This is a genomic window from Microbacterium sp. GQ128 (genome assembly GCF_059758615.1).
Genome location: NZ_JCAXDY010000001.1, coordinates 456,866 through 472,905, shown reverse-complemented (window position 1 = coordinate 472,905; position 16,040 = coordinate 456,866). Strand labels below are relative to the sequence as shown.

The following is a 16,040-nucleotide window of genomic DNA, read 5'->3' as shown; positions in this document are numbered from 1 at the left end:
GGAAGGGGCGGATGCTTCGGCATCCGCCCCTTCCGTGTCCTGCGCCTGATCAGGCGGAGCGGAAGCGCTCGACGATCACCTCGGCGATGCGCGGGTCGGCCCCCAACGGAGCGGAGACGAGATCTGCTCCCGATCGCTCCACGAGACCGGCGAAGTACCCCGGCGCGAGGACATGGCTCGCCGCGATCACCCGGGATGCGCCGTTCTGCCGCGCGACGGTGACGGCATCGGCGATGCGGGGCTCGATCGCCGACGCGTACCCGATCGTGACCGGCACGGGGATCAGGTCGGCGAGGTGCGCCGCCGCTGCGGTCACATCGGCCACCGCCGCAGGATTGCTGGAGCCGGCCGCCGCGAGCACGACGTGATCGCCGGGAAGCCAGCGGTCGTGCACGGCCGTGCGCAGCCGCGCGCGCAGCACCTCGGCGATCAGCGGGTGGGTGCCCAGAGGAGCTCCCTGCCGAACCCCGTCGTAGGGACTCACGGCGCGCACGATGTCGACCGCGGTGTGGAACCCCACCGAGAGCAGCAGTGGCACCACGACGACGTCATCGTCGAGATGCTCCCGTTCGACGACCTCCGACACCGCCGGCTCCTGCACATCGACGAAGGCCTGGACGACTCGCGTGGTCGGAATGCGCTCACGCACCAGGTCGACGATCTCTTCGACTGTGCGACGTCCGGCCGGTGAATCCGTGCCGTGGGAGCAGGCGACGAGAGTGGTCATCGGGGTTCCTCCACGGTGAGTCGGTAGCCGCGTTTGACGATGGTCTGGATCGCCGCAGCGCCGCCCAGCGCCTCGCGCAGCCGCGCCACAGCCATCTCCACGGCGTGGGCGCTCTCGCCTCCTCGAGGCAATGCGAGTCCCAGCTGTTCCCGGGAAAGTACGCGACCAGCCGCGTCGAAGAGCTCGCTCAGGATGCTCGCGCCGGCGCGGGAGAGCGGAATGAACTCGCCATCGATCAGGACACCGCCGCTGCGCATCTCCATCGCGCCCAGAGCCGTGTGCAGCTGCGGGGCGGCACCCGAGGCGTAGTGGTCGACCACGCAGCGCACCAGAGACCCGAGGCGCCCCCGCGCGGCCAGAGTGGCCTTGAGCCCGGCATCCGTGAGCGGGACGGCCGTGATCGGCCCGACGGCGGCCAGCAGCAGGCGCCCGGACGCGGCTCGGCGACGGATCGATTCGAGCGCCTCAGCGCGGACGGCCGTCTTGACCCACTCTGCGGCACCGGGTGCGGAGGTGAAGAGCACGGCGTCCACTTCACCGGCGCCCGCCTGCACGACGGAGCGGCGCACGATCTGCGGGTCCGGCGGCGGACCCCACCGATACACGGTGATGCTGACCACGTCCGCCCCGAGCCGCGACAGGAGGGTGTCGAGCCCGTCGGCGCCCGCGCCGTGATGCTGGATCGCGATCCGTCGCCCGAGCACTCCTTCGGCGGCGAGGTACTCCCCCACCTCTGCGGAGGTCTCGGACTCGGCCACCCAATCGGCCACGAATCCCGCCTGCTGGATCGCCCCGTGCGCCTTGGGCCCTCGTGCGATGAACTGCGCGCCGGCCAGCGCGCCCGTGAGCTCCTCGGCCAGATCGTTCTCGTGGGCGGCGTCCATCCACCCGCGGAACCCCACCCCGGTCGTCACGATCACGATGTCGGGAGGGGTCGCGATCAGATCGCGGGTGCGAACGATGAGGACCTCATCGTCCTCATTGGGGATGATGCTCAGGGCCGGGGCGCGGTAGACCTGACCGCCGCGTCGTTCGAGCGCCGAGACGAGGTCGCCGGAACGCCTGTCTGCGGCCACGACGATGGTGCATCCGGCCAGTACCGGAGTCAGTGGAGGACGGATCGTCACGCCAGAACAGCCCCGATCGAGTCCGAGGACGGGAGGCGCAACGTCTCGGCCGCGACCTCTCCGATCACGATCACCGCAGGGTTGCGGAGGCCGACGACCTGCGCGTCGGCGACGGCGCGCCCGAGGGTGGTTCGCGTCGTGCGCTGCTGAGCGGTATGGCCGCTCTCGACGAACGCCATCGGCCGATCCGCCGGCACACCGTGCGCGAGCGCCGCAGCCACCAGACGGTCGAGGGCGGCCACGCCCATCAGCACGACCGTGGTCACGGTCGCATCGGCCAGAGCCGCGAGCGTGCCCTCGCCGATCCTGCCCTGACCGTTCACGACATGGAACGCCGCCGCCGTGCCTCGATGCGTGACCGGGATTCCCGCAGCCTGGGGAACGGCGATGGCGCTCGAGACACCCGGAGTGATCTCGACCGGGATACCCGCAGCCAGGCACGCCTGCATCTCCTCGCCACCGCGTCCGAAGACGAACGGATCCCCGCCCTTGAGCCGGACGACGCGCCGGCCGTCCGCTGCCCGCTCCACGATAATCCGGTTGATCTGCTCCTGCGGCACCGGGTGCCGACCGGGGACCTTCCCCACGTCGATCACCTCGACGTCGGGATCGAGCCCACGGACGATCTCGGCAGCGGGTCCCAGCCGGTCGGTCACGACGACGTCCGCTTCGGCGATCAGGCGCCGGGCACGCACCGTCATCAGGTCCATAGGCCCCGGTCCGCCTCCGACCAGGTCGACGCGTCCGCTCCGACCGGCACGGCGCCGCCGGAGCGGCAGGCGTCCTTCGCCCACCAGGTCGACGATCGCATCCCGGACGGCGACGGACCGACGGGGATCCGCGCCGACCGTACTGGTCACCGCGACGGTCACGTCGCCGACCTCGGCCTGCGCGGTGAGCCTGGTCGACCCGTGGGCGCCGTCCGACGCGTTGATGCACAGGATCCGCTTGCGCTCGCACCGCTCTGCGACTTCGCGGTCGACGTGAGCATCACCCGTAGCCGCGTGCACGAGCCACGCGCCGGTCACATCCGATCCGCGGAAGCGACCCGGACGCCAGGCGAGTCCGAAACGCTCGACCAGCAACGCGGTGTCCGGGTGCAGTGCGGGGGCGACGAGCCGCACGCGCGCTCCTTCTTCGAGGAAGCGTCGGAGCCTGCGCGCCGCCACGGCCCCACCGCCCACCATGAGCACATCGCGTCCGGTGAGGTCGATTCCCAGCATCACGGTCATCGCGTCTCCTCGATGTTCAGCTCGATCTGACCTTCGCGAACGGTGACATCCCACACCCGCAATGCCGCCGGTGCTTTGCCCTGCGTGTCCAGGCATTCGCCCGTGCGCAGGTCGAAGACCTGCTTGTGCATCGGCGATGCCAGCGTCGGCACATCGCCCCGCGTGCCCACGATCCCGCGGGACATCACGTGGGCGCCGCTGTAGGGGTCGAGGTTGGACACCGCACGCACCGTGCCGTCGGCGAGGAGGAACAGTGCGATCTGGACCGTGCCGAACAGCGCCGCCCTGCCCCTCTCCACCTCGAGGTCGCTGAGCGCGCACACGCGGACTCGCGTGCCGGTCTCGACTCCGAGCGTCATCGCCGCACCTCCAGAGTCGTGCCCGCGATGAGGACGGACGCGTCCGATCGTTCCTCCGTCGTCGCCGGCCGCACCTGACCGCGTTCGGGCACATAGGCCAGAGAGGGGTCGGGAGTGTCGGTCGCGTTCACGAAGGACTCGAAGCGCCGCAGCTTCACCGGGTCGCGCAGGGTCGCCGCCCACTCGTCCTCATAGCGGTCGACGTGCACGCTCATGGCCGCGTCGAGGTCGTCGCAGATGCCCAGGCTGTCGTCGAAGATCACCTCGCGCAGGCCGTCGAGCCCGCCGTCGAGCTCGGCGCACCACCCCGCCGTGCGCTGCAGGCGGTCCGCCGTGCGGATGTAATACATGAAGAACCGGTCGATCGCGCGGATGAGACCTTCGTCGTCGAGGTCGGCGGCGAGCAGCTCCGCGTGCCGCGGCGAGAAGCCGCCGTTGCCGCCGACGTACATGTTCCAGCCCGTCTCGGTGGCGATCACACCCACGTCCTTCGAACGGGCCTCTGCGCACTCGCGCGCGCACCCCGACACGCCGACCTTGAGCTTGTGCGGCGCGCGCAGACCGCGATACCGCAGCTCGAGGCGCACCGCCATGCCGACGGCGTCGAGCACCCCGTAGCGGCACCAGGTCGAGCCGACGCACGACTTCACCGTGCGCAGCGCCTTGCCGTACGCCTGTCCGGACTCGAACCCGGCGTCGACCAGTCGCTGCCAGATCTGCGGCAGCTGCTCGAGGCGGGCGCCGAACATGTCGATCCGCTGCCCGCCGGTGATCTTCGTATACAGCCCGTATGTCTCGGCGATGTTCCCGATCGCGATCAGCCCCGCAGGGGTGACCTCTCCGCCCGGCATCCGCGGCACCACCGAGTAGGTACCGTCCTTCTGCATGTTGGCCATCACGTGGTCGTTGGTGTCCTGCAGAGCGGCGTTCTCGCCGTCGAGCACATGCGCTCCGACGAGCACCGAGAGGATGCTCGCGAGGGCCGGCTTGCAGATGTCGCAGCCGCGGCCGGTCCCGAAACGGTCGATGATCGCGCTGAACGTCGTGAGTTCGGCCACCCGCACCGCATCGAAGAGCTGGCGACGCGACATCGAGAAGTGCTCGCACAGGGCGTCGGACGTCGCCTGCCCGAGTTTCGTCAGCTCCTGGCCGACGATCTTCTTGACCGCGAAGATGCAGGAGCCGCACGTGGCACCGGCCTTGGTGCAGGTCTTCACGGCGGCGGCGTCCGTGCACCCTTCGGTGTGCACCGCCTCGCGGATCCGTCCGGCCGTCACGTTCGAGCACGAGCAGACGACCGCATCCGCCGGCAGCTCACTGTCGGGTAGCGACGTGCCGCCCTCCGGCATCAGGTAGGCGGCGGGATCCGCGCCCAGCGCTGCTCCCACCAGAGGTCGGAGCGAGCCGTATGCCGAGGCGTCCCCGACCAGGATGCCGCCCAGCAGTGTCTTCGCGTCGTCCGAGAGGACGAGCTTCTTGTAGACCCCGTTGACCGGGTCGGTGTACACGACGTCCAAGGCATTCGGTGTGGTGGCGAAGGCGTCGCCGAAGCTCGCGACATCGACACCCGAGAGCTTGAGCTTCGCCGAGTCGTCGTAGCCGGGGAACGTCGCGTCGCCGCCGAGAAGCCGAGTGGCTGCCACCTCCGCCATGGCGTATCCGGGGGCCACGAGACCGACGGAGCGTCCTTCGAAGCTGGCGACCTCGCCGATCGCGAGGATGTCTTCGTCTGCCGTGCGACACCTCGAATCGATCAGCACGCCACCGCTGGGGTGCACGGCGAGCTGGGCGAGGCGGGCGAGGGAATCCTGCGGGCGCACCCCGACGGTGAAGATCACGATGTCCGTCTCGTGCATCGTGCCGTCCTGGAACTGCAGGGCCGAGACCGAGCCCGATGCATCCGGATCCAACCGAGTCGTCCGGGTTCCCGTCCGCACGTCGATGCCCTTCGACTCGATGAGGCGACGCAGGATGGTGCCGCCGGCGAGATCGAGCTGGGCGGACATGAGACGGTCGGATGACTGCACCACCGTGCAATCGACGTCGAGACCCTGCAATGCGCCAGCCGCCTCCAGGCCCAGCAGCCCGCCGCCGATCACCGTCCCGCGCAACGGACGGCCGAGTGCCGTCGCGCGGTGCCGGACGAACGCGTCGATCGCGGCGACATCGTCGAGGGTCCGATAGACGAAGCAGCCCGGGAGGTCCGCACCGTCGACGGCCGGACGCATGGCATACGAGCCCGTCGCGAGGACGAGGGTCCCGTAGGCGTGGACCGCACCCGAACGCGTGCGCACCGTGCGACCGACCCGATCGATTCCGACGACGCGATCGTCGCCGATGAAGCGCACCCGTTCGTCCCGCAGCGTCTGCGCGTCTAGTGCGAGATCATCGGCGCCGGCGCCCGAGAAGAAAGAGGTCAGGCCGACGCGGTCGTACGGTGCTCGCGCCTCCTCGCCGATGACGGTGACGGTCGGCGCCGCGCCTGCTCCGCGGAGCAGGCTCTCGACGAATCGGTGTGCGACCATCCCGGCCCCCACCACCACGACATCCGACGATGTGCTCTCCCGAACGATCACGAGCCCTCCTCTGTCCGTGGACTCGACGATAGGGACACGGTGTTTCGCGAAAGGCCGGGGCGGTGTTACGCCGATCGAACGTTCTCCTCACAACTCGATAACAGTCCTGTGAGATCCCCCGACGGCCGAGTCCGACGGCCCGGCGCGGGGCGTACTAGGCTGAGCCTCGTCCTTTCCGCCTCCCGCGGCCCTACCGCGCAAGGAGAATCACGTGTCTGCCACCGAGCCTTCGAAGCCGACTCCCCCCGTCCCCGCACCGCCTGCTGTGCCGATGCCGCCGAAGACGCCCAAGCCGGCAGCGGTGACGCCCGCGGCTCCCGCGCCGTCCCCCGTCGCGTCCTCGACCTCCGCAGAATGGGGCCGCGTCTCCGACGACGGCACCGTCGAGGTGCGCGAAGGCGACGTCTGGCGGGTCGTCGGCCAGTACCCCGACGGCACGCCCGAAGAGGCGCTCGCCTACTTCGTGCGCAAGTTCGACGACATCGCCTTCAAGGTGCACACGCTCGAACAGCGCCACCAGGCGGGCGGCGCTTCGGCGAGCGACCTCGCGAAGCAGGCCGCTCACCTGATCGACGAAGCGACGGATGCCGCGGCTGTGGGAGACCTCGCCGGACTCCGCGACCGGCTGAACGCCCTCACCTCCTCGCTGTCCGAGGCCACCGAGCAGGAGGCCCAGCAGGCCAAGGAGCTCGTCGACAAGGCGATCGCCGAGCGCACCGCGCTCGTCGAGAAGGCCGAGGCCATCGCCGCGCGGGATCTCAGCAAGGTGCAGTGGAAGCAGGTCACCGCCGAGCTCGGCGAACTCTTCGACGCATGGCAGGCCCAGCAGCAGAGCGGTCCTCGCCTCTCCAAGGGCATCTCCCAGCAGCTCTGGAAGCGATTCCGCGATGCGCGCGCCGTGGTCGACAAGCAGCGTCGAGCCTTCTACTCCGAACTCGACGACGCGCACAAGAGCGCACGCGACGTGAAGACCCGCCTGGTCGAGCGTGCCGAGGCCCTCGCACCGCGTGGCACCGACGGGATCCCCGCCTACCGCACACTGCTCGACGAGTGGAAGGCAGCCGGCCGCGCCGGGCGCAAGGCAGACGACGCGCTCTGGGCACGGTTCAAGGCCGCGGGTGACGCGCTGTATGCGGCTCGTGCCGAGCAGTCCGCCGCCGAGGAAGCCGAATCCGCGCCGAAGATCGAGGCCCGCGAGGCTCTCCTCGAAGAGGCCAAGGCCGTCGCCGACGAGTCGAACATCAAGCGCGCTCGCGCGCTGCTGACCCGCATCCAGCGTCAGTGGGATGAGATCGGCCGCATCTTCCCGCGGGACAAGGAGCGAGCGCTCGACGACAAGCTCCGCACGATCGAGCAGGGGCTGAAGGCCCGCGAAGACGTGGACTGGAAGAAGAACAACCCCGAGACGAAGGCGCGCGCGAACGACATGAGCTCGCAGCTGCTGGAGGCGATCGAGAAGCTCGAAGCCGAGGTCGCCGCTGCCGAGAAGGCCGGCGACAAGAAGGCGGCCAAGGAAGCCGCTGACGCCCTCGAGGCTCGCCGTGCCTGGCTGAGCGCTCTGGGCGGCTGACTCTTCTCCACAGGTCTCCGCGACCGTCACGAACGCGGGGTGCACTGCGCCAGACTGGCGTGATGCACCCCGCGTTCCTCTATGTCCCCGGCGAGCGGTTGAGCCAGACCGAACTCAGCGCAGCCCGCATCGACGGTCATGTCGTCGACGTGGGCGACGCGTACATCCCGGCAGACCTCGTGGAGGGCCCGGACGTACGGGCGAGCACCATCGCCGCCCTCGTCCGGCCGGGCACCGCCGCCTGCAACCAGACGGCCGCATGGATCCACGGCTCGGGCGACACTCCCCCGGTCGTGCATCACGTCAAGCGCTGCGTCGAACGTCGCATCCGTCCGGTCACCAGTTCGCGCGTGGTGTTCCACGACACTCTGCTCCCGGCAGAAGACGTCTGCGTCCTGGGCGGCGTCGCCGTATCGAGCCCGGCGCGCACGATGCTCGACCTCGCGACGACGCTGCATCGCGACCCGCGAGTGCTTCCGTGGATGGACCTTCTCGCCGTCGCATGCCCTGACACTCCGGAAGCGGCGATGACGGCGTTGCAGGACCTGCGCCGAGTGCCGGGCAGCCGCATGGGATCGGCTGCTCTGCAGCGTCTCGCCGTCAGGAGGAGGTGACCCGGTAGACGTCGTAGACGGCGTCGATCCGACGGACGGCGTTCAGCACGCGGTCCAGGTGCACGGCATCGCCCATCTCGAAGACGAACCGGCTCAGTGCCAACCGCTCATCGGTGGTCGTGACGGTCGCCGAGAGGATGTTGACGTGGTGCTCGCTCAGCACCCGCGTCACGTCGGAGAGGAGGCCCGAGCGGTCGAGCGCCTCGACCTGGATCTGCACGCGGAACACGCTCTTCGTCGTCGGGGCCCATGAGACCTCGACGAAGCGGTCCTGCTCGTTGCTGAGCGCCTTGACGTTGACGCAGTCCGCCCGGTGCACGGAGACCCCGCTGCCCCGCGTCACGAATCCGACGATCTGGTCACCGGGAACCGGCGTGCAGCACTTGGCGAGCTTCACCAGGATGTCGTTGGCGCCGCGCACGAGCACACCGGAGTCGCCGGAACGCGGTTCACGCGTCGGGACGCTGCCGGGGAGATCGATCGCGCCCGTGCTCGGATCGTTGGCCGCGACGAGAGCCGTGACTTTCTCGAGCACCGACTGCGTCGACACGTGTCCTTCGCCGACCGCGGCATAGAGCGCGGAGACGTCTTCGTAGTGCAGCCCACGAGCGACTTCGGCGAACGAGTCCTGGCTCATCAGCTTCTGCAGGGGCAGGTTCTGGCGGCGCATCGCGCGGGCGATGGCCTCCTTGCCCTGCTCGATGGCCTCTTCGCGACGCTCCTTGGTGAACCAGCCGCGGATCTTGTTCCGCGCTCGCGTGCTCGCGACGAAGCCGAGCCAGTCCTGGCTGGGCCCGGCATCGGGGTTCTTCGAGGTGAACACCTCGACCACGTCACCGCTCTTGAGCTCCGACTCCAAGGGCACGAGACGGCCGTTGACCTTCGCACCCATGGTGCGGTGGCCGATCTCGGTGTGCACCGCGTAGGCGAAGTCCACGGGGGTCGCGCTGGCGGGCAGGCCGATCACCCGCCCCTTCGGCGTGAAGACGTAGACCTCTTTGGCACCGATCTCGAAGCGTAGCGAGTCGAGGAACTCCCCGGGATCGGCGGTCTCGGCTTGCCAGTCGGAGATGTGCGCGAGCCACGCCATGTCGGTGTCGGAGGCGCGGACCTCGGTCTTGCCGCCGCCGTTCATCCGCTCCTTGTACATCCAGTGCGCGGCCACACCGTACTCGGCCTGCTGGTGCATCTCGTGCGTGCGGATCTGGATCTCGACCGTGCGCCCGGCGGGGCCGATCACCGTGGTGTGCAGCGACTGGTAGAGGTTGAACTTCGGGGTGGCGATGTAGTCCTTGAACCGGCCGGGCAGCGGCGTCCAACGCGCGTGGATCGCACCGAGGACGGCGTAGCAATCGCGCACAGACGCGACGAGGACGCGGATGCCAATCAGATCGTAGATGTCATCGAACTCGCGTCCGCGGATGACCATCTTCTGGTACACCGAGTAGAGCTGCTTCGGACGCCCGACGACCTTGCCGCGGATGCGGAGATCGCGTAGGTCCTCGTCGATCTCCTCGACGACCTGAGCGAGGTACTTCTCGCGCTGCGGGGTCCGCTGCGCGATGAGGCTGTGGATCTCGTTGTAGATCTTGGGGTGCAGCACGGCGAACGAGAGGTCTTCGAGCTCCGACTTGATCGCCTGGATACCGAGGCGGTTCGCCAGTGGGGCGTAGATCTCGAGGGTTTCCTTGGCCTTCTTCGTGGCCTTCTCCGGCGGGACGAAACCCCAGGTGCGCGCGTTGTGCAGTCGGTCGGCGAGCTTGATGAGCAGCACTCTGATGTCTTTCGACATCGCCACGATCATCTTCCGGACCGTCTCGGCCTGCGCACTCTCGCCGTACTTGACCTTGTCGAGCTTGGTCACACCGTCGACGAGCATCGCGACCTCGTCGCCGAACTCGGCGGTGAGATCGGTCAACGCGTAGCCGGTGTCTTCGACGGTGTCGTGCAGGAGTGCGGCGGCGATCGCTCGTGGTCCGAGGCCGAGTTCGGCGAGGATCTGGGCGACAGCCAGCGGGTGCGTGATGTACGGCTCGCCGCTTTGGCGCTTCTGCCCCTCGTGCTTCTCCTTGGCGACCGCGTATGCGCGTTCGATGACGGAGAAGTCGCCCTTGGGGTGGTTCGCTCGAACCGTGCGGATCAGGTTGTCGAGGTCGTTGATGCGGGACGCGCGGGAGAAGATGCGGGGAACCAGTCGTCGCAGACTAGAACCCTGCGATGACGTCTGCGGTTCCGCCATCAACTCACCTCCCGATCAGTTCATCCTACGCGTGCTGGGGGCGCCGAGCTTCCGCTCGGGCGCCCCTCAGGCCTCGACCGATGCCCGGGTGCGAGCCTCGCGGATGCGGGCGTCGCGCTCCTTGAGCTGCGGCTCGTTCTCGCGGAACAGCGAGTACAGCGGCGCAGCCACGAACAGCGTGGAGTAGGTCGCCACGAGGATGCCGACGAAGATGGACAGCGAGATGTCGGTGAGCGATTCCGCGCCGAGCCAGAAGGCACCGATGAAGAGCACTGCGCCGACGGGCAGCGCCGCGACGACAGACGTGTTGATGGAGCGCACGAGCGTCTGGTTCACGGCGAGATTCACCGATTCGCCGAACAGGCGCGCAGACTTCTCCCCGTCTTCGGTGGTGTTCTCCCTGATCTTGTCGAACACGACGGTGGTGTCGTACAGCGAGTACGCGAGGATCGTCAGGAAGCCGATGACGGCAGCCGGCGAGATCTCGAAGCCGGCCAGCGCATACACGCCGACCGTGATCACCAGCACGTCGAGCAGGCCGATGATCGCCGCCGCCGACATCTTCCACGTGCGGAAGTAGATCGCGAGGATGAGGAAGGTGAGCGCCAGGAAGATCGCGAGGCCCCAGAGCGACTGCTTCGTGACGTTCTCGCCCCAGGCGGGGCCGATGAACGACGACGCCACGTTGGACGGATCGACACCGTAGGCATCGGCGAGTGCTTCCGCGACCTCCTGCGTCTCGGCGGCGCTCATCTGGTCGGTCTGGACACGGATGTCCTTCTCGTTGACGACGACGACCTTGGTCGCAGCTCCCGGGACGACCGACTGGACGGCCTCCTTCGCCGTCTCCTGGTCGACCGTGTCCGGTGCCTGCACCGTGAACTGGGACCCGCCGGTGAACTCGATCGAGAACTGGATGGGCCGGATGAGCGGAACGAGGGCCGAACCCACGACCAGCACGATCGCGATGATGAACCACAGGCGACGCTTGCCGACGAACGGGAAGGAGGTCTTGCCGGAGTAGAGGTTGTTTCCGAACTCATTCATGGAAGGCATCAGGCGTCTCCCTCACTTCCGGGCTTGGTGGGTCTGTCGCCCGCGAGTGCCTCGGCACGCTTGCGTTCCGCGATGGTCTGACGGCGATCCGCCTCGGCGCGCGAGCGGGCGTTCTTCGCCCCGCGACCGGCCGATGCCGTCGCGACCTCCCGATACTGGGAGCGGCTTCGATACACCGCGCCGAGCGCTTCGGGATCCAGGCCGGAGAGCTTGTGCCCACCGCCGAAGAACCGGGTGCGCGCGAGAAGCTGCATCACCGGGTGCGTGAAGATCACGAAGATGAACACGTCGATGAGGGTGGTGAGGCCGAGTGTGAACGCGAAGCCCTTCACCGTGGCGTCCGCGAGGATGTAGAGCACGACCGCGGCGAGGATGTTGATCGACTTTGAGATGTAGATCGTGCGCTTCGCGCGACCCCAGCCGTCTTCGACCGCGGCGGTGATCGACTTCCCGTCGCGGAGCTCGTCTCGTATTCGTTCGAAGTAGACGATGAACGAGTCGGCCGTGAAGCCGATCGAGACGATCAGACCGGCGACGCCCGCGAGCGAGAGACGGAAGCCGAGACGCCACGCGAGGATGCAGATGATGATGTAGGTCAGGACGGCCATCACCGCGATGGAGGCGATGATCACCGACCCGAGTGCCCGATACACGATGAGCGAGTAGATCGCGACGAGGGCGAGACCGATGAGGCCCGCGATCAGACCGATCTGCAGCTGCTGGGTTCCGAGCGTCGCGGAGATGGTGTCGGAGCTCTGCACGACGAAGCTGAGCGGCAGGGCACCGAACTTCAGCTGGTCGGCCAGGGTCGTCGCCGTCTCCTGCGTGAAGCTGCCCGAGATGCTGGGGCGGCCGTCGAGGATGACGCCGTTCATCCGCGGAGCGCTGATCACGTCGCCGTCGAGCACGAACGCGAACTGATCGCGCGGCGACAGTCCGTCGATACGGTTCTGGTTGAGCCGCGTGCTGACCTTGCCGAACGCGTCGCCGCCTTCGCCGTTCATGGTCAACTGCACGATCCAGGCGCCGGACTTCTGGTCGCGACCGGCGGAGGCGTCGGTGATCGCGGTGCCGTCGAGCTCCGTCGGGCCGAGGAGGAACTTCTGCGTCTTGTCCGGGGAGCACGCGACGACCGGCTGATCCTTCGGAGCACGCGCCGGGTCGTTGTCGGGGTTCTCGCAGTCGTAGGCCTGGAACTCCGCTGCCAGCTTGTCCGTCACCCAGGACAGGTCGCTCGCATCGGTCGGCTCGGCGGTCGGCGTCGCATTGAGTGAGGGGTCCGGGCTGGGGTAGGGAGTGGAGTTCCCGTCCTCGCCGACGAACTCGGTGCTCGCGGCCGTCGTGTACAGCACGGGTCGCAGTTCGAGCTGCGCGCTCGCCTGAATACGCTCACGCGTCTGCGCGTCCGCCTCGCCCGGGATCTGGACGACGATGTTCTGTCCGCCCTCGGTCGTGATGTCGGCCTCGGCCACACCCGACGCATCGACGCGCTGGCGGATGATCGCCGCGGCCTGGTCGAGCTGCTCCTGCGTGGGAGCAGCTCCGTCCTCGGTCTCGGCGCTGAGGACGATCTGGGTGCCGCCCTGGAGGTCGAGCGCGAGCTCAGGAGTCCAGGAGCTGACCGGCTGTCCTTCGGCGTCCTTGATGACGTACACGCCCAGGGAGTTGATGCCGAAGAGCACACCCGTCACGAGGAGCAGGCCGAGGAGGACCCGCCAGGCGTGACGGACGGGAGAGGATGAAGCCACGTGTGTTCAGCTTTCTGGGAGGACGGAGATCCGAAGGGCCGCGCCGGCCGCGGAGATTACTTGTCGTCGGCGTCGCGCTCGAGGCGAGCGCGCGTCTCCTCGGGGGTCTCGAGCTCAGGGGCGGCCGCCTCTTCGACGACCGGCTCCTCGACCACGTCGACGGGCACGTCGACGACGGCGTCCTTGGGCTCGACGACGCGGAGGATGGCCTGGCTGTGGACATCGATGATGGTGCCGGGAGCGATCTCCACGAGTGCCGGCGTGTCGAGGTCCTCGGGGTCGTACGAGACGATCGTGCCGTAGATGCCGCCCTGCAGAAGGACCTTGGCGCCGGGAACGGTCTTGGTCGCCTTCTCCTCCTGCTCGGCCTTCATCTGCTTCGTGCGCTTGCGCGTGTTGAAGATCATGAAGACGAGGAGGACGGCGAGAAGGCCGAAGAGCAGGAATTCCATGGGCATGGGGGAAGCGCCTTTCTCAGGTGCACGCTCCAGCCTTTGGGCGCGCGAAGGTAACCGGGAAGTCTTCAGTGATTATAGGTCATCCAACTTAAGCATCCCGTCCGGATGCGCGACGCCGAGGTGCTCGTACGCTTCCGGCGTCGCCACGCGACCACGCGGAGTCCGCCCGAGGAACCCGATGCGCACGAGGTACGGCTCCACCACGCTCTCCACGGTCTCGCCCTCTTCGCCGACCGCCACGGCGAGTGTGCTCAAGCCCACCGGTCCCCCACGGAACCGGCGGACCAGGGCCTCCAGCACCGCACGGTCGAGCCGATCGAGACCGATCGCGTCGACATCGTAGAGTTCGAGCGCCGCGCGCACGTCGTGGATCGTCGCCCCACCGCCTCCGTGCACGAGCGCGTAGTCGCGGACCCTGCGCAGCAGGCGGTTCGCGATGCGGGGCGTACCGCGCGAACGGCGTGCGATCTCGGAGAGCGCATCGGTCGGCACATCGACGCCGAGAACTGCGGCCGAGCGGGCGATGACCTGCTCGAGCTCGGACTCGTCGTAGAACTCGAGGTGTCCGGTGAACCCGAAGCGGTCGCGCAGCGGATTCGGCAGCAGACCGGAGCGCGTCGTCGCACCGACCAGCGTGAAGGGCGAGAGCTCGAGCGGGATGCTGGTCGCTCCCGCGCCCTTCCCGACCATGATGTCGATCCGGTAGTCCTCCATCGCGAGGTACAGCATCTCTTCTGCAGAGCGCGCCATGCGGTGGATCTCGTCGATGAAGAGCACCTCCCCCGGCACCAGGCTCGAGAGCAGGGCAGCGAGGTCGCCGGCGTGCTGGATCGCCGGGCCGCTGGACAGGCGAAGCGGCCGCTCGCTCTCGTGGGCCACGATCATGGCCAGCGTCGTCTTGCCGAGCCCCGGAGGGCCGGCGAGGAGAATGTGGTCCGCAGGTCGGTTCTGGATGCGTGCAGCGTCGAGCAGCAGCTGCAGCTGACCTCGCACCTTCTGCTGTCCGACGAAATCGCCGAGGCTCGTCGGGCGCAGCGCGCCCTCGATGGCGAGCTCCGTCTGGTCGGAGGGTTCCGTCGCGTCGAGGGCATCAGACACGGGCCTGGCCTCCCTGCGCAGGGCCGAGGAGCGCGAGAGTGCGCCGCAACAGCAGGGCGACCGTCGCCCGCTCCGCCTCCGACGCCTCGGACGCCGTCTGGGCCGCTGCCTCCGCGGCCACCTTCTCCGACCAGCCCAGGCCCACCAAGGCCGCGGCCACCTGGGTGACGACATCGGTGCTGCCCGACACCACCGGCCTCGACGGCGCGGCGAAGGCCTGTACCTTGCCGGCGAGCTGGAGCACGATGAGTTTCGCCGTCTTGGGGCCGATCCCGGAGACCCGCCGGAACGGCGCGTCGTCTTCCGCTGTCACGGCCTCGGCGATCTGGTCCCCCGTGAGGTGCGAGAGCACTCCCAACGCCGACTTCGGCCCGACGCCGGTCACGCTGATCAGGAGGCCGAAGATCTCCAGCTCGCTCCGGTCGGCGAAGCCGAACAGCGAGAGGGAGTCTTCGCGGACGATGAGGCTCGTGTGAAGAAGAAGCTTCTCCCCCACGGTCGCGGTGTGCGCGACGTCGGCGGGGACGGCGACGGCGAATCCGACACCACCCACGTCGATGACGACCTGATCGGACGTCGCATGCAGGACGACGCCGTGCAGTGAGGAGATCATCCCCTCAGCCTAGGGTGTGGTTCGGACGTATGTTCGAGCGACACGCTTCTCGGCGTCCGCCCAGGCCCGTTGCGCAGGAGTGAGCGCACCCGATCCGGATGCCGCAGGCCCTCCGCGCCGCCAGGCGTGGCACAGCGCGATCGCCAGAGCGTCGGCCGCGTCGGCTGGCTGCGGAAGCGCGTCCAGCCGCAAAATGCGCGCGATCATCGTCTGCACCTGCCGTTTGTCGGCGGCGCCGTAGCCGGTGACGGCCGCCTTGACCTCGCTCGGGGTATGGGTGGCTGCGGGCAGGCCGGATTCGGCAGCGATCAGCAGCGCGACTCCGCTGGCCTGTGCCGTGCCCATCACCGTGTGGGTGTTCTGCTGAGCGAACACCCGCTCGACGGCGACCGCGTCCGGGCGATGCTCCGCGATCACCTCACGGATTCCGGCGGCGACGATCGCCAGACGATCGCCGATCTCGGCGTCCGGTGCCGATCGGATCACTCCGACGTGCACCAGTGTGCCGCGGCGCGAACGATCGACATCCACGACGCCGACACCGCAGCGCGTGAGGCCGGGGTCGATGCCGAGCACGCGCAGAGAGGAGGTCACTCCCCCAGGCTAGGCGGCCGAGGAGGCAC

General features: G+C 68.6%; 14 protein-coding genes. 2 read left to right on the top strand and 12 right to left on the bottom strand.

Translation table 11 applies throughout. From position 1 onward, the window contains the following. Positions 1-49: 49 nt before the first annotated feature. The 5 genes from AC6CHX_RS02300 to nirB are packed head-to-tail and all read right to left on the bottom strand — an operon-like array spanning position 50 to position 5,970. Entirely contained in the window at positions 50-727 is a 678-nt protein-coding gene (locus AC6CHX_RS02300; protein ID WP_136043966.1) for a sirohydrochlorin chelatase, read from the bottom strand. Further along, positions 724-1,854: a uroporphyrinogen-III synthase gene (locus AC6CHX_RS02295; RefSeq protein WP_498271491.1), complete on the bottom strand. Its 1,131-nt coding sequence runs from the start codon at positions 1,852-1,854 to the stop codon at positions 724-726. The genes AC6CHX_RS02300 and AC6CHX_RS02295 overlap by 4 nt, the downstream gene beginning before the upstream one ends. Continuing rightward, positions 1,851-3,086 carry a uroporphyrinogen-III C-methyltransferase gene (cobA, locus tag AC6CHX_RS02290; RefSeq protein WP_498271490.1) on the bottom strand — a complete coding sequence of 412 codons (1,236 nt, stop codon included), beginning with the start codon at positions 3,084-3,086 and terminating at the stop codon, positions 1,851-1,853. Before cobA ends, AC6CHX_RS02295 begins: the two co-directional genes overlap by 4 nt. Next, on the bottom strand, positions 3,083-3,445 hold the full coding sequence (nirD, locus tag AC6CHX_RS02285; RefSeq protein WP_498271489.1) for a nitrite reductase small subunit NirD: 363 nt from the start codon (positions 3,443-3,445) through the stop codon (positions 3,083-3,085). The genes cobA and nirD overlap by 4 nt, the downstream gene beginning before the upstream one ends. Continuing rightward, positions 3,442-5,970 carry a nitrite reductase large subunit NirB gene (gene nirB, locus AC6CHX_RS02280; RefSeq protein ID WP_498272019.1) on the bottom strand — a complete coding sequence of 843 codons (2,529 nt, stop codon included), beginning with the start codon at positions 5,968-5,970 and terminating at the stop codon, positions 3,442-3,444. The genes nirD and nirB overlap by 4 nt, the downstream gene beginning before the upstream one ends. 262 nt (positions 5,971-6,232) lie before the next feature. On the opposite strand from nirB, the gene AC6CHX_RS02275 reads away from it, so the two are divergent. Together AC6CHX_RS02275 and AC6CHX_RS02270 are read left to right on the top strand one after the other, a co-directional pair. Further along, complete coding sequence (locus AC6CHX_RS02275) at positions 6,233-7,591, top strand: DUF349 domain-containing protein (protein ID WP_498271488.1); 1,359 nt, start codon at positions 6,233-6,235, stop codon at positions 7,589-7,591. A gap of 62 nt (positions 7,592-7,653) precedes the next feature. After that, on the top strand, positions 7,654-8,205 hold the full coding sequence (locus tag AC6CHX_RS02270) for a type IV toxin-antitoxin system AbiEi family antitoxin (protein ID WP_498271487.1): 552 nt from the start codon (positions 7,654-7,656) through the stop codon (positions 8,203-8,205). Here the strand turns inward: AC6CHX_RS02270 and AC6CHX_RS02265 are convergent. The 7 genes from AC6CHX_RS02265 to ruvC all read right to left on the bottom strand — a co-directional run bounded on the left by AC6CHX_RS02265 (position 8,192) and on the right by ruvC (position 16,011). After that, positions 8,192-10,444: a RelA/SpoT family protein gene (locus tag AC6CHX_RS02265; RefSeq protein WP_136043972.1), complete on the bottom strand. Its 2,253-nt coding sequence runs from the start codon at positions 10,442-10,444 to the stop codon at positions 8,192-8,194. The two genes, AC6CHX_RS02270 and AC6CHX_RS02265, sit on opposite strands and share 14 nt — an antisense overlap. A gap of 66 nt (positions 10,445-10,510) precedes the next feature. Continuing rightward, complete coding sequence (gene secF, locus AC6CHX_RS02260) at positions 10,511-11,500, bottom strand: protein translocase subunit SecF (protein WP_498271486.1); 990 nt, start codon at positions 11,498-11,500, stop codon at positions 10,511-10,513. After that, positions 11,500-13,248, bottom strand: coding sequence for a protein translocase subunit SecD (gene secD, locus AC6CHX_RS02255; protein ID WP_136043974.1), 1,749 nt, complete (start codon positions 13,246-13,248; stop codon positions 11,500-11,502). The genes secF and secD overlap by 1 nt, the downstream gene beginning before the upstream one ends. 56 nt (positions 13,249-13,304) lie before the next feature. Continuing rightward, positions 13,305-13,706, bottom strand: coding sequence for a preprotein translocase subunit YajC (locus AC6CHX_RS02250; RefSeq protein WP_446724536.1), 402 nt, complete (start codon positions 13,704-13,706; stop codon positions 13,305-13,307). 72 nt (positions 13,707-13,778) lie between these two features. Continuing rightward, positions 13,779-14,804 (bottom strand): Holliday junction branch migration DNA helicase RuvB, encoded by a 1,026-nt coding sequence (gene ruvB / locus AC6CHX_RS02245; RefSeq protein WP_498271485.1) that lies wholly within the window; start codon positions 14,802-14,804, stop codon positions 13,779-13,781. Continuing rightward, complete coding sequence (gene ruvA / locus AC6CHX_RS02240) at positions 14,797-15,417, bottom strand: Holliday junction branch migration protein RuvA (RefSeq protein ID WP_498271484.1); 621 nt, start codon at positions 15,415-15,417, stop codon at positions 14,797-14,799. The genes ruvB and ruvA overlap by 8 nt, the downstream gene beginning before the upstream one ends. A 9-nt stretch (positions 15,418-15,426) precedes the next feature. Further along, a complete protein-coding gene (gene ruvC / locus AC6CHX_RS02235; RefSeq protein WP_136043977.1) occupies positions 15,427-16,011 on the bottom strand; it encodes a crossover junction endodeoxyribonuclease RuvC in 585 nt (194 codons plus the stop codon). Positions 16,012-16,040: the final 29 nt, after the last annotated feature.